Source organism: Mycolicibacterium septicum DSM 44393 (assembly GCF_000455325.1).
GTDB classification, from domain to species: domain Bacteria; phylum Actinomycetota; class Actinomycetes; order Mycobacteriales; family Mycobacteriaceae; genus Mycobacterium; species Mycobacterium septicum.
Genome location: NZ_HG322952.1, coordinates 329,999 through 353,296, shown reverse-complemented (window position 1 = coordinate 353,296; position 23,298 = coordinate 329,999). Strand labels below are relative to the sequence as shown.

Annotated in this window: 23 protein-coding genes and 1 pseudogene; 17 read left to right on the top strand and 7 right to left on the bottom strand. The window is 66.8% G+C overall.

Annotated features, from left to right (window positions below):
- Positions 1-149: 149 nt before the first annotated feature.
- Positions 150-1,025: an endonuclease domain-containing protein gene (locus TX88_RS21635; protein WP_044519964.1), complete on the top strand. Its 876-nt coding sequence runs from the start codon at positions 150-152 to the stop codon at positions 1,023-1,025.
- 37 nt (positions 1,026-1,062) lie between these two features.
- On the opposite strand, the gene TX88_RS21630 is transcribed toward TX88_RS21635, so the two are convergent.
- Positions 1,063-2,280, bottom strand: coding sequence for an acetyl-CoA C-acetyltransferase (locus TX88_RS21630; protein WP_044519963.1), 1,218 nt, complete (start codon positions 2,278-2,280; stop codon positions 1,063-1,065).
- A gap of 44 nt (positions 2,281-2,324) precedes the next feature.
- Positions 2,325-3,299, bottom strand: coding sequence for an SGNH/GDSL hydrolase family protein (locus TX88_RS21625; protein ID WP_409365888.1), 975 nt, complete (start codon positions 3,297-3,299; stop codon positions 2,325-2,327).
- 192 nt (positions 3,300-3,491) lie between these two features.
- Here TX88_RS21625 and TX88_RS21620 point away from each other — a divergent pair, with 192 nt between their 5' ends.
- From TX88_RS21620 to TX88_RS21600, 5 genes and pseudogenes are all read left to right on the top strand, one after another.
- Positions 3,492-4,529 carry an alpha/beta hydrolase gene (locus TX88_RS21620; RefSeq protein WP_044521573.1) on the top strand — a complete coding sequence of 346 codons (1,038 nt, stop codon included), beginning with the start codon at positions 3,492-3,494 and terminating at the stop codon, positions 4,527-4,529.
- Positions 4,530-4,558: 29 nt separating this feature from the next.
- On the top strand, positions 4,559-5,953 hold the full coding sequence (locus TX88_RS21615) for a cystathionine beta-synthase (protein WP_044519961.1): 1,395 nt from the start codon (positions 4,559-4,561) through the stop codon (positions 5,951-5,953).
- 269 nt (positions 5,954-6,222) lie between these two features.
- Positions 6,223-7,308: a DUF2189 domain-containing protein gene (locus TX88_RS21610; RefSeq protein ID WP_044519960.1), complete on the top strand. Its 1,086-nt coding sequence runs from the start codon at positions 6,223-6,225 to the stop codon at positions 7,306-7,308.
- A 130-nt stretch (positions 7,309-7,438) separates the two neighbouring features.
- Positions 7,439-7,975 carry a TM2 domain-containing protein gene (locus TX88_RS21605; protein ID WP_044519959.1) on the top strand — a complete coding sequence of 179 codons (537 nt, stop codon included), beginning with the start codon at positions 7,439-7,441 and terminating at the stop codon, positions 7,973-7,975.
- A gap of 61 nt (positions 7,976-8,036) precedes the next feature.
- Positions 8,037-9,192, top strand: a pseudogene (locus TX88_RS21600) (cystathionine gamma-synthase).
- 12 nt (positions 9,193-9,204) lie between these two features.
- Here TX88_RS21600 and TX88_RS21595 read toward each other — a convergent pair.
- The 3 genes from TX88_RS21595 to TX88_RS21585 form a co-directional block, all read right to left on the bottom strand.
- The gene (locus TX88_RS21595; RefSeq protein WP_044519958.1) at positions 9,205-9,876 is read right to left on the bottom strand and encodes a GOLPH3/VPS74 family protein; all 672 of its coding nucleotides are present in this window, start codon (positions 9,874-9,876) and stop codon (positions 9,205-9,207) included.
- A 36-nt stretch (positions 9,877-9,912) separates the two neighbouring features.
- On the bottom strand, positions 9,913-10,407 hold the full coding sequence (gene greA, locus TX88_RS21590; protein WP_044519957.1) for a transcription elongation factor GreA: 495 nt from the start codon (positions 10,405-10,407) through the stop codon (positions 9,913-9,915).
- 239 nt (positions 10,408-10,646) lie between these two features.
- Entirely contained in the window at positions 10,647-11,069 is a 423-nt protein-coding gene (locus tag TX88_RS21585) for a DUF4307 domain-containing protein (RefSeq protein ID WP_044519956.1), read from the bottom strand.
- 111 nt (positions 11,070-11,180) lie between these two features.
- Between TX88_RS21585 and mca the strand changes: the two genes are divergently transcribed.
- From mca to TX88_RS21565, 4 genes are read left to right on the top strand one after another with little or no spacing between them, the layout of a single operon-like run.
- A complete protein-coding gene (mca, locus tag TX88_RS21580; protein ID WP_044519955.1) occupies positions 11,181-12,047 on the top strand; it encodes a mycothiol conjugate amidase Mca in 867 nt (288 codons plus the stop codon).
- Complete coding sequence (locus TX88_RS21575) at positions 12,044-12,331, top strand: hypothetical protein (protein WP_044519954.1); 288 nt, start codon at positions 12,044-12,046, stop codon at positions 12,329-12,331. Before mca ends, TX88_RS21575 begins: the two co-directional genes overlap by 4 nt.
- Positions 12,312-14,321, top strand: coding sequence for a thioredoxin domain-containing protein (locus TX88_RS21570; RefSeq protein ID WP_167333304.1), 2,010 nt, complete (start codon positions 12,312-12,314; stop codon positions 14,319-14,321). Before TX88_RS21575 ends, TX88_RS21570 begins: the two co-directional genes overlap by 20 nt.
- 10 nt (positions 14,322-14,331) lie before the next feature.
- A complete protein-coding gene (locus TX88_RS21565; RefSeq protein ID WP_044521572.1) occupies positions 14,332-14,706 on the top strand; it encodes a nuclear transport factor 2 family protein in 375 nt (124 codons plus the stop codon).
- A 47-nt stretch (positions 14,707-14,753) separates the two neighbouring features.
- On the opposite strand, the gene trhA is transcribed toward TX88_RS21565, so the two are convergent.
- Positions 14,754-15,497: a PAQR family membrane homeostasis protein TrhA gene (gene trhA / locus TX88_RS21560; protein WP_044519952.1), complete on the bottom strand. Its 744-nt coding sequence runs from the start codon at positions 15,495-15,497 to the stop codon at positions 14,754-14,756.
- Between the two features lie 56 nt (positions 15,498-15,553).
- Between trhA and TX88_RS21555 the strand changes: the two genes are divergently transcribed.
- From TX88_RS21555 to TX88_RS21530, 6 genes are all read left to right on the top strand, one after another.
- Positions 15,554-16,345, top strand: coding sequence for a (2Z,6E)-farnesyl diphosphate synthase (locus TX88_RS21555; protein ID WP_044519951.1), 792 nt, complete (start codon positions 15,554-15,556; stop codon positions 16,343-16,345).
- 15 nt (positions 16,346-16,360) lie between these two features.
- Entirely contained in the window at positions 16,361-17,734 is a 1,374-nt protein-coding gene (locus tag TX88_RS21550) for a hypothetical protein (RefSeq protein WP_044519950.1), read from the top strand.
- A gap of 134 nt (positions 17,735-17,868) precedes the next feature.
- Entirely contained in the window at positions 17,869-18,294 is a 426-nt protein-coding gene (locus tag TX88_RS21545) for a hypothetical protein (protein WP_044521568.1), read from the top strand.
- Between the two features lie 119 nt (positions 18,295-18,413).
- Positions 18,414-18,827, top strand: coding sequence for a hypothetical protein (locus TX88_RS21540; protein WP_044519949.1), 414 nt, complete (start codon positions 18,414-18,416; stop codon positions 18,825-18,827).
- A gap of 67 nt (positions 18,828-18,894) precedes the next feature.
- Positions 18,895-19,467: a hypothetical protein gene (locus TX88_RS21535; RefSeq protein WP_044519948.1), complete on the top strand. Its 573-nt coding sequence runs from the start codon at positions 18,895-18,897 to the stop codon at positions 19,465-19,467.
- A gap of 87 nt (positions 19,468-19,554) precedes the next feature.
- A complete protein-coding gene (locus tag TX88_RS21530; RefSeq protein ID WP_044519947.1) occupies positions 19,555-21,027 on the top strand; it encodes an FAD-dependent oxidoreductase in 1,473 nt (490 codons plus the stop codon).
- On the opposite strand, the gene coaA is transcribed toward TX88_RS21530, so the two are convergent.
- Complete coding sequence (gene coaA, locus TX88_RS21525; protein WP_003884290.1) at positions 20,999-21,937, bottom strand: type I pantothenate kinase; 939 nt, start codon at positions 21,935-21,937, stop codon at positions 20,999-21,001. The two genes, TX88_RS21530 and coaA, sit on opposite strands and share 29 nt — an antisense overlap.
- Positions 21,938-21,967: 30 nt before the next feature.
- Between coaA and TX88_RS21520 the strand changes: the two genes are divergently transcribed.
- Positions 21,968-23,200: a hypothetical protein gene (locus TX88_RS21520; protein WP_044519946.1), complete on the top strand. Its 1,233-nt coding sequence runs from the start codon at positions 21,968-21,970 to the stop codon at positions 23,198-23,200.
- The last annotated feature ends 98 nt before the right edge of the window (positions 23,201-23,298 follow it).

The following is a 23,298-nucleotide window of genomic DNA, read 5'->3' as shown; positions in this document are numbered from 1 at the left end:
CGCCGAGTGTGCGCTGAGAGTGTGAATTCGGGCGATTTCACACTCTCAGCGCACACTCGGCGTCGGTGGGCTATCCACAGCGTGCAGTTCATCCCCAGATGTCGTAATCGGTTGAGCCAGCGTCAGGTTGGTGGGGTGAAGGTAGGACGATGCGCACTCCATTCGTCGGCAGTGAGGCCGTCGCGGCGGGGTTGGTGCGCAAGCACCACCTACGCAGTCGCAGTGGGCCTTTCACCGCTGTGTTCCCGGATGTCTACACCCTGCGCGATGTCGAGATGACGATTCACGATCGGGCAACTGCGGCCTGGTTGTGGTCGCGTCGCGGGGGAGTGGTGGCAGGACTCAGCGCGTCAGCGCTGCACGGTGCTCAGTACGTCGACGGCACGCTGCCGATCGAGTTGATCTGGCGGAATCGTCGGCCGCCGCGCGGCATCGTCACACACAAGGTGGGCGAACTCGCCGACGACGAAGTGACCGAACGTCGCGGCCTTCCGCTCACCACACTGGTGCGGACGGCATTCGACATAGGCAGGCGTAGAAACCTCGATGATGCGGTTGCGCGTCTTGACGCGCTCGGCAATGCCACGCGATTGAGGGCCGACGACGTGTTGGCATTCGCCATGGAGAGGCATCGAGGCGCCCGTGGAATGCGGCAGTTGGTCAGTGCGCTCGAACTTTACGATCCGGGTTCACAATCGCCGAGGGAAACGTGGCTGCGGCTCTTGCTGATTCGGGCCGGGTATCCGCGACCGATGACACAGATTCCCGTGACGAGCGTCGACGGGTGTCGGCGGTACTACCTCGACATGGGGTGGGAAGAACACAGGCTGGCTGTGGAGTACGACGGTGACCACCATCGTCTGGACCCAGGGCAGTTCGCCCACGACATTGTTCGCTCAGAGGATCTCGATGAGCTCGGCTGGACGCGAGTCAGAGTCGCCAAGCGGCACTCGACTGCAGATGTTCTCGGGCGAGTTGCCCGGGCTTGGACCGCGACTGTGCACTCAGATCGTGAGATTGCGTGAATTCACGATCTGAGTGCACGGTCGGCGAAAAACAAAATTAGGAGAGGCGCTCCACAACCATCGCCATACCCTGGCCGCCACCGACACACATGGACTCGACGCCGAAGGTCTTGTCGTAGGTGGACAGGTTGTTCAGCAGCGTGGCGGTGATGCGGGCACCGGTCATGCCGAACGGGTGGCCCAGCGCGATCGCGCCGCCGGAGACATTCAGCTTGTCCTCGTCGATGCCGAGTTCACGGGCCGAGCCGAGCACCTGCACGGCGAAGGCCTCGTTGATCTCGACCAGGTCGATGTCGGAGATCTTCTTGCCTGCCTTGCCGAGGGCCTTCTTGATGGCCTCGATCGGGCCCAGGCCCATGATCTCCGGGGACAGGCCCGAGACGCCGGTGGAGACGATGCGCGCCAGCGGGGTCAGCCCCAGCTCCTTGGCCTTGGTGTCGCTCATGATGACGACGGCGGCGGCACCGTCGTTCAGCGGACACGCGTTGCCCGCGGTGATGGTGCCGTTGGGCCGGAACACCGGCTTGAGCTGGCTGATCTTGTCGTAGGTGGTGCCGGCGCGCGGGCCGTCATCGGTGGAGACCACGGTGCCGTCGGGCAGCGTGACGGGAACGATCTCGCGCTCGAAGAATCCGTTCTTGATGGCCTCTTCGGCGCGGTTCTGCGACCGCACGCCCCAGTGGTCCTGGTCCTCCCGGCTGATACCGGTGAAGGTGGCGACGTTCTCGGCGGTCTGGCCCATGGCGATGTAGACGTCCGGGATGAGGCCGTCTTCGCGCGGGTCATGCCACTTGATGTCGCCCTCGGCCTGCGTGATCGTGCGGGCCTGCGCCTCTTCGAACAGCGCGTTCTTGCTGTTGGGGGCACCGTCGGCGGCACCGACGCCGAAGCGGGAGACCGTCTCGACACCCGCGGAGATGAACACGTCACCCTCGCCGGCCTTGATGGCGTGGAAGGCCATCCGGGTGGTCTGCAGCGACGACGAGCAGTACCGGTTGACGGTGGTGCCGGGCAGGAAGTCGTAGCCGAGCTCGACGGCCACGGCGCGGGCGATGTTGTAGCCGGCTTCACCGGCGGGCTGGGCGCAGCCCATCATCAGGTCGTCGATGTCCTTGGGATCCAGCGACGGCACCTTGTCCAACACGGCGCGCACCATCTGCGCGGCCAGGTCGTCGGGACGCATGGTGGCCAGTGAGCCCTTGACGGCCCGGCCGATCGGAGAGCGGGCAGTGGCAACGATGACGGCTTCAGGCATGACGGCTCCTGCTAATCGAATGGCTTAGAAAACTCAGATTGAAACTAGCCCGCGGGTACCACGATGGGTGCGGGCACCCCGGTTGAGCGGCGCCACAGCCTGCTGACACTGCCCAGGCGGGTCAGCAGCGTCCCGGTGTCGGCGGCTCCCGATTCCAGCGCCGCGTCACCGTCCCACTCGCCGAGGAGAGTGCACAGCGCGGGCAGCAACTGCTTGGCCGCCAGTGCGTATCCGGCCGCCGACGGATGGAACATGTCCTCGGAGAACAGCAGGTCAGGGGCCTTGTGGAAGTCCCGGGCCAGGAGATCGGAGAACGGCACGGGTATGCCGCCGGCCGCTCGCACGGCGCCGGCCTGGGCGCGGGCAAGGCGCAGGCCGAGGTTGCGCGCGACGGTGCGCAACGGTTGAGGGATGGCGGTGATCACCCCGAAGTCAGGGCAGGTGCCGACCACGACGACGGCTCCCGCCGCCCGTAACCGGCGGACGGCGTCGCCGACCCGTCGCGCCGACGGCCCGATGCCGTTGGGTTTGGTGATGTCGTTGGCGCCGATCATGATCACGGCGGCATCCGGCGGCGGACCCGCGACGAACATGGCGTCGATCTGGCCGGACAAGCCCTTGGACGTGGCGCCGACAATCGCCTTGGTGCTCAAGCGGACTCGTTTGCCGAACTGCTCGGCCACGCCGCGCGCGATCAGCACTCCCGGCACCTCGTCGGGCACGCGGCAGCCGTATCCGGTGGCCGTGGAGTCGCCGAAGATCATCAGATGCAGGTCGAACGGGACTCCGCGTTCCCATTTCTCGACCGGCCCGCCACCGGGGAGGTACACGCCGTCGGCGCGGGGCGGGATGTCCCAGGACTTGGGTATGACCTGACGTGCCTTGTCAGCCTGCCCACTGAGCAGGTTGCGTGCTCCGATATAGGCCGATCCGGTAGACGCCAGCGTCGCCGCAGCGGCGAGGGCGATTGTCGAACGGCGCGGGACGCGCACGTGAGGAGCACTTCGGCTTGAACCCACGTGATCAGTCTAAGGCGATCGGACGGGTTGTCTGCGTGGCGCTTCAGCGTGGCGATCACGGTGCTGTATCAAGTCCGGTATCAATTCAGTTTATTTGACTGTTGAACTGTTTACGGATGTCAAGCTAAGTTACCCGGGTTGTCTGAGTGACGAAGCTCACCTAGCACTACAAAGACGTAGGAAGTGGTGACGATGACTGCACCGAGCAAGGTAGCCAGGTCTCATCATGCTGGAATAACCCCAGCTAGGGCCCTCCGCGGGCGTAGGTTTCCGGTCAGTGACGGCGCGCCCGTCGAGGTGGTCGAGGACGGCCCGAGCCTGGCAGGGCGATTGGTTTCGCTGGCGGCCATGCTGACAATCAAGCCGACCTTGGCAATTGGTAGCCACGTACCGCATCTGCCGTGGCCGTTCGGGCTGGTCAATTTCGCCGCCCGGCTGATCCGTCCCGTGCCCGGGACCATCAAGGCCACCATCGCGCTGCCCAACTGCAAGGCGCAGCTGGTGCGCGCCGACGGTGTGCTGCCGGCCGACGGGAAACGCAGCGTCATCCTGTACCTGCACGGCGGTGCGTTCCTGGCCTGCGGGGCCAACACGCACTCCGGGATCGTCACGGCGCTCTCGGGGTACGCCGACAGTCCGGTGCTCGTAGTCGACTACCGGATGGTGCCCAAGCACTCGGTGGGCACCGCGATGGACGACTGTTACGACGCCTACCGCTGGCTGCGGATGACCGGCTACGAGCCGGACCAGATCGTGCTGGCCGGCGACTCCGCGGGCGGCTACCTGTCGCTGGCGCTGGCCGAGCGCCTGGTCGACGAGGGCGAGATGCCCGCCGCGCTGGTGACGATGTCGCCGCTGTTCGAGATCGACAACGAGTCACGGGCCAACCACCCGAACATGCACACTGACGCGATGTTCCCCGCCAAGGCCTTCGACGCCCTCGTCGAACTGATCGAGGCGGCAGCCAAGCGCAAGGGCGAACAGGTCTATGAACCGCTCGACCATGTCGAGTCCGGTCTGCCCCGCACGCTGATCCACGCGTCGGGCTCGGAGGTTCTGCTCAGCGATGCGCGAAAGGCCGCGCACATGCTGGCCGCCGCCGGGGTTCCCGTCGAGCTCCGGATCTGGCCCGGTCAGATGCATGTCTTCCAGCTCGCGTCGCCTCTGGTGTCCGAAGCGAAGCGCTCGTTGCGCCAGATCGGCGAATACATTCGAGAGGCCACCTGGTGAGGTTTCGGCGGGCCTGAGACCATTGACGCATGCGCATCGCCAGGCACATCAGTGAGCTCATCGGCAATACCCCGCTGGTCCAGCTGAACTCAGTTGTCCCCGAAGGGTCCGGCAGGGTCCTGGCCAAGATCGAGTACCTGAACCCCGGCGGCAGCTCCAAGGACCGCATCGCGGCCAAGATGATCGACGCTGCCGAGGCCAGCGGTGAGCTCAAGCCGGGCGGAACCATCGTCGAACCGACGTCCGGCAACACCGGCGTCGGTCTGGCGCTCGTGGCCCAGACGCGCGGTTACAAGTGCATCTTCGTCTGCCCCGACAAGGTCAGCGAGGACAAGCAGAATGTGTTGCGCGCCTACGGTGCTGAGGTCGTGGTGTGCCCGACGGCGGTGCCGCCGGACCACCCGGACAGCTACTACAGCGTCTCCAACCGTCTCGTCGAGGAGATCGACGGCGCCTGGAAGCCCGACCAGTACTCCAACCCGATGGGTCCGGAAAGCCACTACGAGACGACGGGTCCGGAGATCTGGGCCGACACCGACGGCACGGTCACGCACTTCGTGGCGGGCGTGGGCACCGGCGGCACCATCACGGGCACCGGCCGCTACCTCAAAGAGGTATCGGACGGGAAGGTGAAGATCATCGGCGCCGATCCGGAGGGCTCGGTGTACTCGGGCGGAACCGGGCGCCCCTACCTGGTGGAAGGCGTCGGCGAAGACTTCTGGCCGTCGGCCTATGACCCTTCGGTGCCCGACGAGATCATCGCGGTCTCCGACAACGATTCGTTCGACATGACCCGGCGACTGGCCCGCGAAGAGGCACTGCTGGTCGGTGGATCCTGCGGCATGGCAGTGGTGGCCGCGATCGAGGTGGCCCGCAAGGCCGGCCCGGACTCGGTGGTCGTGGTGCTGCTGCCCGACGGCGGACGTGGTTATCTCTCAAAGATTTTCAACGACGCATGGATGTCGTCCTACGGGTTCCTGCGCAATCGGCTGGACGGCTCGATCGAGCAGTCGACCGTCGGCGACGTACTGCGCGGCAAGTCCGGGGCGCTGCCCGACCTGGTGCACACCCACCCGTCGGAGACGGTGCGCGACGCGATCGGCATCCTCCGCGAATACGGCGTCTCGCAGATGCCGGTGGTCGGCGCCGAGCCTCCGGTGATGGCGGGCGAGGTCGCAGGCAGTGTGTCCGAGCGCGAACTGCTGTCCGCGGTGTTCGAGGGCCGGGCGAAGCTGGCCGATGCGGTCGCCGAGCACATGAGCCCGCCGTTGCCGCTGATCGGTGCGGGGGAGTTGGTTTCGACCGCGGCCAAGACGCTGCGTGAGTGCGACGCGGTGATGGTGGTCGAGGAGGGCAAGCCCGTCGGGGTGCTCACCCGCCACGATCTGCTCGGCTTCCTCTCCGAGGGCGGCGGCAGGCACTAGACACGTCGCGGTGCCTCGTGCCGCGTGGAATACCTTGTCTCCAGCTACTTCTCAGCTAGGGTGAGCTGGCCTAGGGCTGGCAAACTCAGTAGCCACCACCGCCCATGGCGACGGCCGTCCCGCTGTGCCCGGCGAATGCGCTCGTGTTGACCTGTCAAACGGGGTTGACGGTGCGTAATCTGCCTGTGGAGCAGTCTGTACATCTAGGTGCTGGCAGAAAGTAGCGTCCGTACGCGGAGCGCTATCGGCAGATGAGGAGAGCTTTCGACGTGACCGATCAACCGCCCCCGCCCGGGAATTACCCGCCGCCGCCAGAGGGTGGATATCCGCCTCCGCCTCCGCCTCAGCAAGGTGGCTACCCGCCGCCGCCTCCTCCCGGTGGTGGCTACCCGCCGCCGCCTCCTCCCGGTGGTTACCCGCCGCCCCCGGGACAGGGCGGTTACCCGCCTCCGCCCCCGCCGCAGGGTGGCGGCTACCCACCGCCCGGTGGCTATCCCCCGCCCGGCGCATATCAGGCCCCCGGCGGCTATCCGCCGCCCGGATATCAGGCCCCGGGCTACCCGCCCGCCGGTGGCCCCGGCTTCGGCGTCGCGCCCTACAACATCGGTGACGCGTTCTCTTGGGCCTGGAACAAGTTCCTCAAGCATCCGGTCGAGCTGATCGTCCCGGGTCTGGTGTTCGGGGCGGCGTCAACTGCCGTCTGGGTTGTCATCACGCTGATCGCAGCCGCGGTGTCGCCCGAGTCCACCAGCAGCTACGAGAGCTATGAAGACGGCTTCAGTTTCGCGGCCTCGTCGAACAACCTCTCGGTGGCGGGTGCCATCGTGATGTTCATCGGCGGGATCGTGATGCTGATCCTCACCGGGTGGATCGCCGCGGCCTACACCGCGGGTCTGCTCGACATCGCCAACGGGCAGCCCGTGTCGATCGGATCGTTCTTCAAGCCGCGCAATGTCACCAACGTGATCCTTGCGACGGTGATCGTCGGTGCGATCACGTTCGCGGTCAACTTCGTGTTGCAGCTCCCGACGATGTTCATGCCCGGGCTCTGGTTCCTGACCATGCCGCTGTCCTTCATCGCCGATGTGGCCATCGGTGTGCTGTTCCTGTTCACGACGGTGGCCGCAGTGGACCGCAACCTCAAGGCAGTCGACGCGGTCAAGGCAAGCTTCGAACTCGTGAAGCCCAACTTCGGCACGGTGCTGCTCACGGTGCTCGTGATGCTCGCCATCGCGATCGTCGGCGCGATCCCGTGCGGGCTCGGCCTGATCGTGGCGATCCCGCTGATCCTCCTGATCCAGGTGTACGCCTGGCGTCGGCTCAGCGGCGGCCCGGTGGCAGCGCTGTCGCAGTAGCAGAACCGAACTCGACGCCCACGGCGCACAGGGCAGAAATGCCTGCGCCGTGGGCGTTGTGGTCGTGACATCATGTGAGCAAGCCTGCCGATCCCATCCGCTCGGTGCATTCGAGAAAGTCGTGGCCCCAATGTCTATGCCAAATCCGCCCGGAGATATGTACGGGATGCCTCCGCAGGGCATGCCTCCCCAGGGGGTGCCTCCGCAGGGCATGCCGCCGCAGGGTGTTCCTCCGCAAGGCATGCCGCCGCAAGGGGTTCCGCCGTACGGCGGGTACGCGCCCCAGGGGCCGCCGGCCGGATATTCGCCGCAGGGCCCGCCGCCCGGGTACCCGGGGCAGCCGCAGCCTTACGGTGCCTATCCCGTCGACCCGTCGGCGCCCTACGGTCGTGACCCGCTCACCGGTGAGCCGCTGTCCGACAAATCGGCCATCACCGCCGGCCTCCTGCAGTTCTTTCTGGGCGGTTTGGGCGTCGGACGCTTCTACATCGGTTCCACCAACATCGGTGCGATCCAGTTGGGTTTGACCATTCTCGGCATCGTCACGTCGTGGCTGATCGTCGGAATCTTCATCTGTCTCGGCGTCGGAATCTGGGCCCTGGTGGACTCGGTGATGATGTTCACCCGCTCGATTCCCGACCAGTACGGCAGGAAGCTGCGTAGCTGAACCGTCGGAGGCGGTGGTGGGCCGGGCGCGCTCGCGCCCACCCCGATAGGCTCGACCCGTTATGAGTGAACAGCGCAGGTGGCACGGTCTGGCCACAAAAGCCATCCACGCCGGTTACCGACCCGACCCGGGCACCGGAGCCGTCAACACCCCGATCTACGCGAGTTCGACCTTCGCCCAGGACGGCGTCGGCGGACTGCGTGGCGGATTCGAGTACGCCCGCACCGGCAACCCGACGCGACAGGCCCTGGAAGCGGCATTGGCCGCGGTCGAGGAAGCCGCCTACGGGCGCGCGTTCAGCTCGGGTATGGCCGCCACCGACTGTGTGCTGCGCGCGGTGTTGCGGCCCGGCGACCATGTGGTGATCCCCGACGACGCCTACGGCGGCACGTTCCGGCTCATCGACAAGGTGTTCTCGCAGTGGGGCGTCACCCACCACCCCCGTCCCGCTGAGCGATCTGGACGCGGTGCGGTCGGCGCTGACCCCGCGCACCCGGCTGATCTGGGTGGAGACACCTACCAACCCGCTGCTGAGCGTCGCCGACATCCCCGCGATCGTGCAGATCGCCTCGTCCTCGGGCGTCAAGGTGTTGGTGGACAACACTTTTGCCTCCCCGGCGCTGCAGCAGCCGCTGCTGCTGGGCGCCGACATCGTGTTGCACTCGACCACCAAGTACATCGGTGGACACTCCGATGTGGTGGGCGGCGCGCTGCTGACGAACGACGAGGAACTCGACGCGGCATTCGCGTTCCTGCAGAACGGTGCCGGCGCGGTGCCGGGGCCGTTCGATGCGTACCTGACCATGCGTGGACTCAAGACGCTGGTGCTGCGGATGCGTCAGCACAGCGAAAACGCCGCGCTGATCGCCGAATTCCTCGACGGGCACCCAGCGGTGGAGACCGTGCTCTATCCCGGGCTGGTCAGCCACCCCAACCACGATGTGGCGGCCCGTCAGATGTCCGGTTTCGGCGGCATGGTGAGCCTGCAGCTGCGCGGTGGACCTCGTGCCGCACGTGAACTGTGCTCGCGTACAGAGCTTTTCATTCTCGCCGAGTCGCTCGGCGGAGTGGAGTCGTTGATCGAGTACCCCGGCGCCATGACCCACGCGTCGACCGCGGGTTCACAGCTCGAGGTGCCCGACAATCTGGTGCGACTGTCGGTGGGCATCGAGCATGCCGCCGATCTGCTGGCCGATCTGGAGCAGGCCCTGTCCTAGGGCCCGTGGCGGCTAGGCCATCAGGGCCGGACGCAACGCCGACGTCGTCACTGCCAGATTCATCTCCGGTAGTGACGACGCGGTCTCGTCCACCCAAATGCCCGTGGCGATTTCGGTCGACCGGGCATGCACCCAGCGCCAGCCGCGGTCGTTGAGGCTCAGGACGGCGCCAAGGCCGTCCACCGCGTGCAGCAGGCAGATGATCGCGGCGATCGCAGGCACCGGGTTGTCGCCGTCGAACAACGCGGCCAGCAGGGCGGCACGGGTCTGGCTGACCCGATCCCGGTTGGTCAGCGGCCAGCAGTAGACCGTCCTGCCCGGAAAGCCCTTGCCGGGCATGCGGACTCGGCGGATCTGCCCGAGGCGCTCGAGATGCAGTTCCAGGGTGGGCTGGGTGTGCCTGCTCAGCTTGGCCAGCGCGGTATCGGCCGCAAGCGGCCGGCGTTGGAGTAGTTCGAACGCCGGGTCGCCGACCGGATCGACGGGCCAATCGCCGGCGAGCGCGATCAGCCGACCGGCCTCGATCGGTTCGCCGGCCATGGCAGGACGGATCCGGCACGCGTACGCCAGATCCAGCAATACTGCGGCGCTGAGGAGTTTCTCCCTGCGGTGACGGTCGAGCCCGGGCTGCGCGGCTGCGTTGTCCAGCAACAGCAAGAACAGGTCTTCGGCGATTTGCGCCATTTCCCCGACTGTAGTGCTTCGACCCGGGCCGTCCCGTCAGGCGTGGTAGGGCTCGGCGCTGACCAGGGTGACCGTGACGGTGTTGCCGTTGGGCACGGTGTAGGTGCGCGACTCGCCGACCTTGGCGTCGATCAGTGCACTGCCCAGCGGTGAGTTGGGGGAGTACACCTCGAGCTTGCCGTCGCTGATGCCCTCCTGGCGGGTGGCGATCAGGAACGTCTCGGTGTCGCTCTTGTCGTCGTCGTAGTAGACCTTGACGACCGAACCGGGCAGCGCGACGCCGGACTGCTTGGGTGCCTCGCCGACCTTGGCGTTGTTGAGCAGCTCCTGCAGCTGGCGGATGCGGGCCTCCTGCTGGCCCTGCTCCTCGCGGGCGGCGTGGTAGCCACCGTTCTCGCGCAGGTCGCCCTCTTCGCGACGGTCGTTGATCTCGGCGGCGATCACCGGCCGGTTGGCGATCAGCTGATCCAGCTCCGCCTTCAACCGGTCGAATGCTTCCTGAGTGAGCCAGGTGACCTGTGTGTCGGTCATGTTCTCGCGCTCCTGTCTGTCTTGCTCTTGCGGCGCTCTTGCGCCTTCCTCGCGTACGAAGTCAGTTGTTTCCGGCCGGGGACAGGCTGCGTGTATTGCCGCGGGCGTCAGCACCGAACTGAGTGCTAATGCAGCAATACACGGCCCCAGCTAGGAACCGTGTATCGCACAATCGTACCACCGAGCGGCCAACGAATCTTCATTTAATCGCTGTCCGAGCAGGGTTGCGGACGTCAAAATCAGGGCGCTACCAGGTAGGACGGCACATCCGTACCGCAACCGTAGACATCGCCGATCACGGGGGGTCGGCTGGATTTCACTTCCGTCGTCACCTGAACCACCGTCTGATCGGACGGACCGACCAGGACTTCCCGCCGGCCGGTCTCGCTGCCGTCGATGGAGCGGGCCCGGACGATGCACACCACCGGCTTCGACGGGTCGGGGCGGGTCACCCCGATCGTCACCGACACGGTCTGGTTGTCGACCAGTTCATAAGCTGAGAGCTCGCCTTTCACCTCGCCGGTGCCCAACCGCTGGAAGGCCACGATCGCGAGGATCACACCCGCCACCACCACCAGTCCGACCAGCGCGAACGTGATCCATCGCCGGGTCCGGCGGGACATTTGGCGGGATCCGTAGCGGGCGGCGGGGCGTTCGATCATCAGAACTGGAACTATAGGGCCAGGCAAATACGTGACCGAAGCCCAGGGAGCGGGCCGAGGACTTGGGTACAGGGATTAGGTAAGAGGACGCCGTAGTTAGATGAAAGCGAAATGAGTGAACTGCGGTTGATGGCGGTGCATGCCCACCCGGACGACGAGTCCAGCAAGGGGGCGGCAACCACCGCGCGCTATGCGGCTGAAGGTGTGCGCGTCATGGTCGTGACGCTCACCGGTGGTGAGCGCGGCGACATTCTCAATCCGGCGATGGACCTCCCCGAGGTCCACGGCCGGATCACCGAGGTGCGCCGCGACGAGATGGCCAAGGCGGCCGAGATCCTCGGCGTCGAACATCACTGGCTGGGATTCGTCGACTCGGGTCTGCCCGAGGGCGACCCGCTGCCCCCGCTGCCCGACGGCTGCTTCGCGTGTGTGCCGCTCGCCGAGCCGGTCCGCCGCCTGGTCCAGGTCATCCGGGAGTTCCAGCCGCACGTGCTGACCACCTACGACGAGAACGGCGGCTACCCGCACCCCGATCACATCCGCTGCCACGAGGTATCGGTGGCGGCCTACGAGGCGGCCGCCGACCACCGGCTGTACCCCGAGGCCGGGGCGCCGTGGAGCGTGTCGAAGCTCTACTACAACCACGGCTTCCTGCGTCAGCGGATGCAGCTGCTGCAGGACGAGTTCGCCAAGAACGGCCGGACGGGTCCGTTCGGCAAATGGCTTGAGCACTGGGACCCCGATCACGACATATTCGCCAAGCGGGTCACCACCCGTGTTGAATGCTCGGAGTACTTCAGCCAGCGTGACGATGCGCTGCGCGCACATGCGACCCAGATCGACCCGAAAGGCGATTTCTTCCATGCGCCCATCGAGTGGCAGCAGCGGCTCTGGCCGACGGAGGAGTTCGAGTTGGCGCGGTCGCGTGTGCCGGTGAACCTGCCGGAAGACGATCTGTTCACCGGGATTGAGAAATGATCGACACTTTGACCGCAGTGGTCACACTGCTCGCAGAGGAACCGCGAAACACGGGGCCGGAGTTCGGTAAGGCGACCCCGCTCGGGCTGCTCATCACGGTGGCGCTGCTGATCGGAACCTTCGCGCTGGTCTGGTCGATGAACCGGCACCTGCGCAAGCTGCCCGAGTCCTTCGACCGGGAACACCCGGAGCCCGATCAGGCGGCCGATGAATGCACCGTCGAGGGGGACCCCGATCGCGCCGATGGCCATCAAGGTCAGCCACGTGAGCCCGGTAGCGGGTAACACGCTCGGCGGGTCCACCAGCCCGTACCTCCGCCAGCACGCCGACAATCCGGTGCACTGGCGAGAATGGACGCCCGAGGCGCTCGCTGAAGCCGCCTCGCGGGACGTCCCCATCCTGCTGTCCATCGGCTACGCGGCATGTCACTGGTGCCATGTGATGGCGCACGAGTCGTTCGAAGACGCCGACGTGGCGGCTGTGCTCAACGACGGATTCGTCTGCATCAAGGTCGACCGCGAGGAGCGGCCAGACCTGGATGCGGTGTACATGAATGCCACCGTCGCGTTGACCGGGCAGGGCGGCTGGCCGATGACGTGTTTCCTGACCCCCGACGGCCGGCCCTTCTTCTGCGGCACGTACTACCCGAAGCTGGGGTTCCTGCAACTGTTGGACGCGGTCGCCGAAACCTGGCGGGACCGGCGTGACGAGGTCGAGCGGGCCTCGGACCAGATCGCCACCGAGCTGCGTTCGATGTCGGCGGGGCTGCCCGGCGGCGGGGCGCCGGTGGGACCGGAACTGTGCGACCACGCGGTGGCCGCGGTGCTGCACGACGAGGACGAGACGTACGGAGGCTTCGGCGGCGCACCCAAGTTCCCGCCCTCGGCGTTGTTGGAAGGGCTGCTGCGCCACCACGAACGCACCGGGTCCGCCCCGGCGCGCGCGGCCGTGGAGCGCACGTGTTCGGCGATGGCTCGCGGCGGCATCTACGACCAGCTGGCCGGTGGATTCGCCCGCTACAGCGTCGACCCGCACTGGGTGGTACCGCACTTCGAGAAGATGCTGTACGACAACGCGCTGCTGCTGCGGGCGTACGCACATCTGGCGCGTCGTACCGGGGATCCGTTGGCGCGCAGGGTGACTGAGGAGACCGCAGCATTCATCATGTCGGACCTGGGTGCCGGCGGAATGTTCACCTCGTCGCTGGACGCCGATGCCGGTGGGCGCGAAGGGCTTACCTACGTGTGGACGCCGGCCGAACTGCGCTCGGTACTGGGGGATGACGACGGAGCCTGGGCGGCTTCACTTTTCGGGGTGACGAAAGCCGGCACATTCGAGCACGGTGCCTCGGTGCTGCAACTGCACCGCGATCCCGACGACGCAGCCCGCTTCGAATCGGTGCGGGCGGCGTTGTCGGCGGCCCGCGCGCTGCGAGCCCAGCCCGCGCGCGACGACAAGGTGGTGACCGCGTGGAACGGCCTGGCCATCACCGCGCTGGCCGAAGCCTCGGTCGCGCTCGAGCGGCCCGAATTCCTTTCCGCGGCACTCGAATGCGCGCGCCGGTTGCTGGATCTGCACATGGTGGACGGCCGGCTGCGCCGCGCCAGTCTGGGCGGCCGGGTCGGGGAGAGCGCGGCGATCCTTGAGGATCATGCCGCGCTGGCCACCGCATTGATGACGCTGTACCAGCTCACCGGATTCGGCTTGCCCGAGGCGGTTCGCCTGGTGGATCTGGCGCTCGAACATTTTGCCGACCCGGATCAGCCCGGGCGCTGGTTCGACACCGCCGATGACGCCGAGCAACTCATGGTGCGTCCCGCCGATCCGATCGACGGTGCGACGCCGTCGGGTGCCTCCCTGATCGCCGAGGCGCTGCAGGTCGCGGGGTACCTGACAGGGTCTTCGCGCTATGTGGATGCGGCGCAGGCGACGTTGTCGTCGGCCACGCCGATCCTCGCGCGCGCGGCCCGGTCCGGGGGACACTGGCTCGCGGTCGCCGAGGCGCAGGTCCGCGGCCCGATCCAGATCGCAGTCGCGGGCGATCCGTCGTCGCCGCTGTTGGCCGCCGCGCGCCGGCTGGCACCGGGTGGGGCGCTGGTGGTCGGCGGTGAGGTCGACTCCTCGGAACTGCTCACCGGGCGCGATCGCGTGGACGGCGCCGACGCCGCCTATGTCTGTCGCGGCACGGTGTGCGACCTGCCCGTCACGACGGTCGGAGAGCTTGCTGTCTCGCTGGGTGGTGAACCGCCGGACGGCGGAAGTGGTGCCGTGTAGCCTCGCGGCCATGAGCCACGATGCCGCCGCCCTGGAGTCCTTCGTCAAGCGCTATCTCGACACCGTTGCCGGTGGGTCCGCGGCCGAGGTCGCCGCGCTGTACGCCGACGACGCCACGCTGGAGGATCCGGTGGGCAGCGGGGAGGTGCACATCGGGCGCCAGGCGATCGAGGGCTTCTACAAGAACCTGACCGCCGCCGGCGGCGAGATCACCACCGAGCTGCTCAAGTTCCGCCCCGGCGGACATGAGGCGGCCTTCCTGTTCGCGATCGTCGTCGGCGGGGCCATGCGCATCGAACCCATGGAGGTGATGACGTTCGACGCCGAGGGCAAGATCACCGCGATGAAGGCCTACTGGACGGCGGCCGACATCACCCAGCTGTAGATACGTGCGAGAGCCCCGCATCGCTTCGGCGATGCGGGGCTTTTGTGTCAGAAGACGGCGAACCACATGGCGATGTAGTGGCAGATCGCCGCTACCGCCGTGCAGGCGTGGAAGAACTCGTGATGACCGAACGTCGTCGGCCAGGGATTGGGCCACTTGAGCGCGTAGAGCACGCCGCCGATGCTGTAGAGCGCGCCGCCGACGATCAACAGCACCACCGCGGCCACACCGGCCCCGTGCATGATCGGTCCGATGAACCAGGCCGCGACCCAGCCCAGCAGGATGTAGAGCGGGACACCGAGCCAGCGTGGTGCCGACGGCCAGAACATCTTGAGCAGCACGCCCGCGATCGCCCCGCCCCAGACGATCCAGAACAGCACCATGCCTTTGGATTCGGGCAGGGCCAGCAGTGCGAACGGGGTGTAGCTGCCGGCGATGAAGATGAAGATCATCGAGTGGTCGAGGCGCTTCATCCACTTGCGGGCGTTGGCGGATTTCCAGTTCACCCGGTGATAGGTGCCGCTGACGGTGAACATCGCCACAATCGTGAAGGTGTAGAGCAGCGTGGCCAGTCCGGCCCGGGTGGATTCCAGCGACCACGACACCGACACCAGGGCCGCACCCGCGATGAATGCGATCACCGCCGAATACACGTGGATCCAGCCCCGTGCGCGCGGCTTGCCCAGGAACTGGGCGACGCCCTCGGCGACCGCCTCGGGCAGATCTTCCGCGGGCCGGTTCAGTGCGGCCGCTGAGCGGTAGGGCTTGGTGCTACCCGTCGGCGCAGTCATGTCACCTCCATTGAGAACCGTGGTGTACCCCGACGCTCACAGTAGTCTGGACTCTCGTGGACATCATTCCCCCGCGGCTCAAAGAACCGGCCTATCGGCTCTACGAGATGCGGTTGCGTCAGGAACTGGCGCAGTCCAGATCAGAACTGCCCCGCCACATCGCGGTGCTGTGCGACGGCAACCGCCGCTGGGCGCGTGACGCGGGTTACGACGACGTCAGCATCGGCTACCGGATGGGTGCCGCCAAGATCGCCGAGATGCTGCGCTGGTGTCAGGCCGCGGGCATCGAGATGACGACCGTCTACCTGCTGTCGACGGAGAACCTGCAACGCGATCCCGAAGAGCTGTCGGCCCTGCTCGAGATCATCACCGACGTGGTCGAGGAGATCTGCGCCCCGTCGAACACCTGGACGGTGCGCACCGTCGGTGACCTGGAGTTGTTGGGGGAGGAGCCGGCCCGCAGGCTGCGGGAGGCCGTCGAATCGACCAACGGCAGGGGCGGCAAGTTCCATGTGAATGTCGCCGTCGCGTACGGCGGCCGTCAGGAGATCGTCGACGCCGTGCGCTCGCTGTTGTCGAAGGAACTGGCCAACGGTGCCACCGCCGAGCAACTCGTCGAAGCCGTCACCGTCGACGCGATCTCGGAGAACCTCTACACCTCAGGCCAACCCGACCCGGACCTCGTCATCCGCACCTCGGGTGAGCAACGGCTCAGCGGATTCCTGTTGTGGCAGAGCGCATATTCGGAGATGTGGTTCACCGAGGCGTACTGGCCCGCCTTCCGCCGCGTCGACTTCCTGCGCGCACTGCGCGATTACACGGCCCGGCATCGCAGATTCGGCAAGTAGTGCCAAACTGAACCTATGGCTGCGCTGTCGGCAGTGGTCTTCACGCTCAGCTGGTGGCTGGGTCTCTACCTGCTCGCCCGCGACCCGCGTAAGCCCGTCCTCGTCCTCGCGGCGATCGGGCTGACCAGTTTCGCGGTGGTCGTCGCGCTCGACGCGGTCCGGCTCGTCACCGGCTCGGAAGTGCTCAGCCGCATCGAGATCTATCTGGTGGCGGTGCCGGGAATCGCCTGGTTCGCGGTCATGGTCGAACTCGCCCGGCCGGCCGACACCTTCCGGTCCCGCGCGGGTGAGATCGCCGCGATCTTCGCGGTCGCCGTTCTGGCTTTGGCCGGGGCGGGACTGGCGGGCAGCGTCGACGGTCCGCTGCGGACCGGTCACTGGGTGATGTTCGCGGTGATCTCGCTGTCCTCGCTCGGGGCGATGATCAAGGCCGTGGTCGGCGGCGCCAAACCCGGGTCGGTGGTGGGCTTCATCATCGTCGCGACGCTGTTCTTCGCACTGGGCAACGCCATCCTGGTGATCCCGCTCGGGCTGGTACCCAGCTGGCTGGCGCTGGCCTCCACCGGATTCGACGTCGCGCTGCTCGGTGTCGCCGTCGCGATCTGGGACGCCTTCGACGAGGGCCAGGCGCTACGCGCGGACATGCGCCGCTCGATCATCGGCACGCTGGTGATCGCGGTTCCGTTCGCCGCGCAGGCCCTGATCGGCATGACCGTGCTCGACGCCGGGACCGGCCGTACCGTCATGACGATCCTGCTGTTCACCAGCCTGGCGGTCGCGGTCGCAGTGGAAGTGCTCGCCGATCCACTGGCCGGGTTGTTCGACCGGTTGGCCTTTTCCCGGTCCCCGGACCTGCGGGCCGACCGTGAGGCACTGCGCCAGACCGAGGCCGCGTTGCCGCTGCGATCGGATCACCCCCTGGGCGGCATCGACGACGACGCCTTCACGCGGCTCACCCGGCGCGCCCTCGGCCACTACGGCGACCTGTCCAAACTGGTGGCCAGCCCCTTGACCGCGCTACCGACGATCGATGCCCGGCTGGCCGAGCGCGGGGCGCCGGACCAGCCGCTGGAACGCGCGAACGAACTCAAGGCGCTGCTGGCCGACCGTATCGCCGCGCTCAAGCCCCGCGACAGCGGTGACTTCGGCACCACCGAGCAGTGGCGCCACTACAACTCGCTGTACTTCCCCTACGTCGTCGGGGTCCGCGCGTACGCGCAGAACGCCACCGCCGCCGGGCTCGATCCCGTTGCCCGGCAGGCCTGGCAGTGGTTCGTCACCGAGGTGCCGCAGCGCTCGCTGCACAACTGGCAGAACGCTGCGGCGCGGGTGATCGCCGCGGACCTGCGCGGCGACTTGGCGCCGGTGGCCGGCTCGGCCGGCCGATAGGTTCGCGTCGCCGAAAAATGCCCTGACCAGGGCTTGGCAGTCCTTGGCAGTGTTTGGCGTCGATCTGGCAGCACCTCGTGAGCAAGGTCGGAGGTGTTCCACCCATCGACACCCTCATCGCCGAGGAGCCAGACATGACCGCCACCCTGCACCAGCCACTGGCCGACCCGACAGCCGGATCGGCCCTGGGAGATTCCCTGCTGCGGTTCGCCCTGCGCGCCGATGCCACCGTGTGCGCCGGCGTCGGACTGCTGGTGGCCATGGCCGCCGATCAGCTGGCCCGCATCGCGGGCGTGTCCGCCACCGCCGGGTGGTTCGTCGGCGCCGCGCTGGTCGGCTACGGCGCCCTGCTGTACGTCCTGGCCGCGGCCACGCACGTCCGGCGGGTGGGCATCGTCGTGCTCGCCGGCAACCTGGCCTTCGCGGTCGCGACGGTCGTCGCCATCGTGACCGGCTGGTTGCCGTTGACCGGGACCGGTGTCGAGATGGTGCTCGGATTCGTCAGCGCCACCGTCGTATTGGCCTGGCTGCAATACCGCGGAGTGCGCCGTCTGGCGTGACTCCTTCCCGAGCCGGTGCGGGGTGCCGCCGGAAGAGGTTACGGCGAGTATCCCCGCACCGTGCTCCATCGCACGAAGTGAATGCACGACAAGAAAACACACCGGAGAGAAGGAGAATCATGACCGCCATCACCGCCACCGGAGCCGCGGGCACCAGGAAGTCAGCGGACTCGCTGCTGCGCCTGGCCATGCGGCTCGACGCAGTCCTCGTCGGCATCAGTGGGATCGCGCTGCTGGCCGCGGCCGGGTGGTTCGCCGATCTCACCGGTCTGCCGAAATCCGTCGAGTACGGGGTCGGCATCTTCTCGGTCGTCTACGGCATCGCGGTGTTCGCCCTTGCCGGGATCGAGCGGGTGCGTCCCGCAGGCATCGGCACCGTGATCGCCAACGCCGCCTGCACGGTGATCGCACTGGCCGCAGTCTTCACCATGACCCTGACCACCGCGGGCGTGGTCTTCGTCATCGGCACCGGCATCTACACGCTGGCGATGGCCGAACTGCAGTACGTCGGGGTCAAGCGGATCCCGGCCTGATAGACCTGCGATCGCCCAGAACCGTTGCGGTTCTGGGCGATCTGCGTGCGTAGCCGATAATCGTCGAGTGGAACTGCACTGGACACCAGAGCACACCGAGCGGTTGCGGGCGGTACGGGTCGGGTGGGACGGAACCGAGGTGGGCGCGCCGTGTTTTCCGCCGGACTGGGAGACCGAACCCGGCGACCTCGATCTGCTGCGCATCGCCACCGGGTTCGGCACCTGTGCCGCAGGCGAATACACCTACGAGCGTCCGCCGGTCGACCATGAGTACTCGTTCTTCGTGGAGAAGCTGCCGGAGTTCGGGTCGTTCGGCCTCACCGATCAGCACCGCACCCTGCTGGCCAACATGAGCTGGGAACTGTCCGATCCCTATTTCGGCGAGGAGGTACCCGGCTGCGATCCCAAGCGGCCGTACGGCGACTTCACCTTCTACCAGCTGGAGATGGCGCTGCACCTGGGGCTGATCCCGCCGAAGAAGCCCGAGGGGGAGGATCCGATGACCCCCGAGCTGGTCACCGCGATGACCGAACTGCACCAGCGCATGCAGCCGGCGCTCCAGGTGTTCCTGCAGCATTTCGCGATCGCCGACGGCGATCGATTCGTGGGCAACGAGTGGGGCGGCTGGGAACGCGCCTGAGCGACGCCGATTCGGGTAGCCGACTACTCACGACCATCACGAGCGAGGGTCGCAGACTGAAGTCAGGGGGAGTGACTGGAGGCTGCGATGACCACAACAGCTGCGGACAGCTGCGATGTCTGTATTGTCGGCGCCGGCCTGTGCGGCATGAACGCACTGTTCGTGGCGAGCAGATATCTCAGACCCGACCAGAAGATCATCCTGATCGACCGTCGCCCGCGGGTCGGTGGCATGTGGGTGGACACGTACCCGTACGTGCGGCTGCACCAGCCCCACCCGATGTTCACCGCCGGCGACATCAAGTGGACGCTGGGCCGCGAACCGTCGTACCTGGCCACCAAACCGGAGGTGCTCGACCACTTCGCGCACTGCCTGCAGCAGATCGAACAGCGGGTGCGCGTCGAGGAACGGTTCGGCTGGAGTTTCGAGAAGGACGAGCCGGACGAGGGTGGTGTGCGGGTCACCTGCCGCGACGCCGACGGGCAACCGCACACCGTCCGGGCCGACCGGTTGATCAAGGCCTACGGAGTTCGGGTGACGCCGAACGACGCGCTCGAGCTGTCCAGCGACCGGGTGCGGTCGGTGTCACCGGACTCGTGTGATGTCCGCTCCGGGGAGATCCACGACAGCGACACCCCGGTGTGGGTGATCGGTAGCGGTAAGACCGCCATGGACACCGCACACGCACTGATCGGGTCAAGTCCGGGGCGCGAGGTGAACATGGTGGCCGGCTCGGGCACCTTCTTCTCCAACCGGGATCAGCTTTTCCCGGTCGGTGCCCGGCGCTGGTGGGGTGGGGTCGCATTGACCAAGATGGCCATCGAGATGACCCGGCTCTTCGACGGCACCAACGAGGACGAGGTCGCCGGCTGGTATCAGTCGACCTACGGCACCTACCCGACACCGCGGGCCGCCCACTTCCTGGCCGGGGTGCTGTCCGAAGCCGAGAACGCCGCCATCGCCGCGGGCCTGAACGACGTGGTGATGGACCACCTGGTCGACGTTGTCGACAGCAACGGCTCCGCCGATCTGGTGTTGCGCAGCGGGGCCAGGAAAACCGTCTCGCCGGGCAGCTGGATCGTGAACTGCACCGGATACCTCAGCAAGGGCGAATATCCCTACGAGCCGTATGTATCCGGCGACGGTTCAGTCCTGTCGCTCCAAATGCGTTCCGCCACCATGCATCTGACCTCGTACGCAGCCTACTTCGCAACTCACCTGATGTTTCTGGGCAAGTTGAACACGGTGCCGCTCTACGAACTCGATATTCAGGACCTGGTGCAGAAGTCCAAAAAGGCAGTGGTGTACGCGATGTTCACCCTGGCTCAGTACAACCTCAGTCTCATCACGGATGCGGTGCCGGTCAAGGTGTTCCGTGAATGCGGCCTGGACTTCAACCGCTGGTATCCGATGCCGCGTCAGTTGTCGGCCACCAGCCGGTTCCTGGCGACTCACCACCGCGACCGGGAGCACCTGCGTCGCACGCTGGACACGGTGGGGGAGCGCTTCGATGTCCGATGCGGACCGTTGATCACAACTTCCGCAGCCGCAGCCGGTTGATCGAATGGTCGGAGTCCTTGCGCAGGACCAGGGTGGCCCGCGGCCGGGTCGGCAGGATGTTCTCGATCAGGTTGGGCCGGTTGATGGAATGCCAGATGTCGCGCGCGGCGAACACCGCCTGCTCATCGGTCAGCGTCGAGTAGTGGTGGAAGTGCGAGGCCGGATCGGCGAACGCCGTCGAGCGCATCGTCAGGAACCGGGAGATGTACCACTGCTCGATGTCTTCGATGCGCGCATCGACGTACACCGAGAAGTCGAACAGATCCGAGACCATCAGCGCAGGCCCGGTCTGCAGGACGTTGAGCCCTTCCAGGATCAGGATGTCCGGATGCCGCACCACCTGCTTCTCACCCGGCACGATGTCGTAGAGCAGGTGTGAGTACACCGGCGCACAGACTTCGTCGGCACCCGATTTCACCGCGGTGACGAACCGCATCAACCCGCGCCGGTCGTAGCTCTCCGGGAACCCCTTGCGGTGCATGAGGTTCCGGCGGTTGAGCTCCTTGTTGGGGTAGAGAAATCCGTCGGTGGTGACGAGGTCGACCCGGGGGTGGTGGCCCCAGCGGGCCAACAGGGCCTGCAGCACGCGGGCGGTGGTCGATTTCCCGACCGCCACACTGCCCGCGACGCCGATGACAAACGGCACCGGCCGGTCCGGATTCTGCTGCGGCTCACCGAGGAACTCCGCCGTGGCGGCGAACAGGCGCTGACGGGCGGCCACCTGAAGGTGGATCAACCGGGCCAGGGGCAGATAGACCTCTTCGACCTCGAGGATGTCGAGTTTTTCGCCCATACCCCGCAGGCGCAGCAGCTCATCCTCGGTGAGTTTCAGCGGTGTCGACATGCGCAGTGCACGCCATTGACTTCGGTCGAACTCCACATAGGGGCTCGGCTCGCTCGGCCGCGGCATTCGGTCAGTCTTACATCTACGGTTGTGGGCATGGGAAACGGGATGGACTTGGGAATCGGCTCGGGGACGGACTCAGCCGATTTCGTCCGCGAGTACCTGCTGCTCGGACTGCGCTTCGATCGTGTCGAGGACGGCTACGTCGACTCCTTCACCGGTGACCCGCAGCTGCGGCGCGCGGTCGAGAACGAGCCCGCGCCCGACCCGGCCGAGCTGGCCCGCCAGGCCGATCGGTTACTGACCCGGATCCCCGACGACCTCGACCACGACCGGGCCGAATACATCGCCGCGCACCTGCGTGCGCTCAACTGTGCGGGCCGAAAATTCGCCGGTGAGCAGGTCGGTTTCGTCGACGAGGTGCAGGCCTACTTCGACGTGCGGATCGGCAAGGGCGATCCCGAGCGCTACCGCCAGGCCCACGCCAAACTCGACGATGCACTGGGCGGCACCGGCCCGTTGGCCGAGCGAATTCAGGCGCACCGCACCGGAGACGAGATCCCGCCGGCCCGGCTGGAGGAGTGCATCCACGCGTTCTCCTCGGCCCTGCGCGACAAGGTGCGCGCCGCGTATCCGCTGCCCGAGACCGAGACCATCACCTATGAGGTGGTCACCGACAAACCATGGTCGGGGTTCAACTACTACCTGGGCGACTACAAGTCGACCGTTGCGGTCAACGCCGACCTCAAACAACAGATGGCCAATCTGCCCCGGCTGGTGGCCCATGAGTCCTACCCGGGCCATCACACCGAGCACTGCCGCAAAGAGGCCGGCCTGGTGGCTCGCGACGGCGAACTGGAACAGACGATCTTCCTCGTCAACACCCCGCAGTGCCTGATGGCCGAGGGCCTGGCCGACCTGGCGTTGCATGCCATCGTCGGGCCGGGCTGGGGGGCATGGGCCGCCGACATCTACGCCGACTTGGGGCTGCGGTTCGACGGTGAGCGGGCCGAGGCGATCTCGGAGGCGGTGGCCGGGCTGGCCGACGTGCGCCAGGACGCGGCGCTGATGCTGCACGACGAGCATCGCGACGTCGACGAGGTGGCGGAGTTCCTCAAGAGGTGGCTGCTGGTCGACGACGACCGGGCCAGGCAGTCGCTGCGGTTCCTGTCCTCGCCGCTTTGGCGGGCCTACACCAGCACCTACATCGAGGGTTACCGGTTGCTGCGGGCGTGGTTGGACGACCGGCCCGAAGGTGTGACGCTGGCCCAGCGCTTCGGTCGGCTGCTCGACGAGCCGCTGATTCCCTCGACGTTGCGGGCTTCCTGAGCCGATCGGCCTCCGGGGGCTCGGCAGCAAAGTTATCGATCCGATTTCGACGCCGCCGTGATGGCCGTCCCGCGTTTGCCTGCCGGCGTTCGATGTTG

Bases quoted from the DNA above. Each gene is read 5' to 3' on its own strand.
- TX88_RS21635 (WP_044519964.1), top strand. From the start codon at position 150: ATGCGCACTCCATTCGTCGGCAGTGAGGCCGTCGCGGCGGGGTTGGTG.
- TX88_RS21630 (WP_044519963.1), bottom strand. From the start codon at position 2,280: ATGCCTGAAGCCGTCATCGTTGCCACTGCCCGCTCTCCGATCGGCCGG.
- TX88_RS21620 (WP_044521573.1), top strand. From the start codon at position 3,492: ATGACTGCACCGAGCAAGGTAGCCAGGTCTCATCATGCTGGAATAACC.
- TX88_RS21615 (WP_044519961.1), top strand. From the start codon at position 4,559: ATGCGCATCGCCAGGCACATCAGTGAGCTCATCGGCAATACCCCGCTG.
- TX88_RS21605 (WP_044519959.1), top strand. From the start codon at position 7,439: ATGTCTATGCCAAATCCGCCCGGAGATATGTACGGGATGCCTCCGCAG.
- TX88_RS21595 (WP_044519958.1), bottom strand. From the start codon at position 9,876: ATGGCGCAAATCGCCGAAGACCTGTTCTTGCTGTTGCTGGACAACGCA.
- greA (WP_044519957.1), bottom strand. From the start codon at position 10,407: ATGACCGACACACAGGTCACCTGGCTCACTCAGGAAGCATTCGACCGG.
- TX88_RS21585 (WP_044519956.1), bottom strand. From the start codon at position 11,069: ATGATCGAACGCCCCGCCGCCCGCTACGGATCCCGCCAAATGTCCCGC.
- mca (WP_044519955.1), top strand. From the start codon at position 11,181: ATGAGTGAACTGCGGTTGATGGCGGTGCATGCCCACCCGGACGACGAG.
- TX88_RS21575 (WP_044519954.1), top strand. From the start codon at position 12,044: ATGATCGACACTTTGACCGCAGTGGTCACACTGCTCGCAGAGGAACCG.
- TX88_RS21565 (WP_044521572.1), top strand. From the start codon at position 14,332: ATGAGCCACGATGCCGCCGCCCTGGAGTCCTTCGTCAAGCGCTATCTC.
- trhA (WP_044519952.1), bottom strand. From the start codon at position 15,497: ATGACTGCGCCGACGGGTAGCACCAAGCCCTACCGCTCAGCGGCCGCA.
- TX88_RS21550 (WP_044519950.1), top strand. From the start codon at position 16,361: ATGGCTGCGCTGTCGGCAGTGGTCTTCACGCTCAGCTGGTGGCTGGGT.
- TX88_RS21545 (WP_044521568.1), top strand. From the start codon at position 17,869: ATGACCGCCACCCTGCACCAGCCACTGGCCGACCCGACAGCCGGATCG.
- TX88_RS21540 (WP_044519949.1), top strand. From the start codon at position 18,414: ATGACCGCCATCACCGCCACCGGAGCCGCGGGCACCAGGAAGTCAGCG.
- TX88_RS21530 (WP_044519947.1), top strand. From the start codon at position 19,555: ATGACCACAACAGCTGCGGACAGCTGCGATGTCTGTATTGTCGGCGCC.
- coaA (WP_003884290.1), bottom strand. From the start codon at position 21,937: ATGCCGCGGCCGAGCGAGCCGAGCCCCTATGTGGAGTTCGACCGAAGT.
- TX88_RS21520 (WP_044519946.1), top strand. From the start codon at position 21,968: ATGGGAAACGGGATGGACTTGGGAATCGGCTCGGGGACGGACTCAGCC.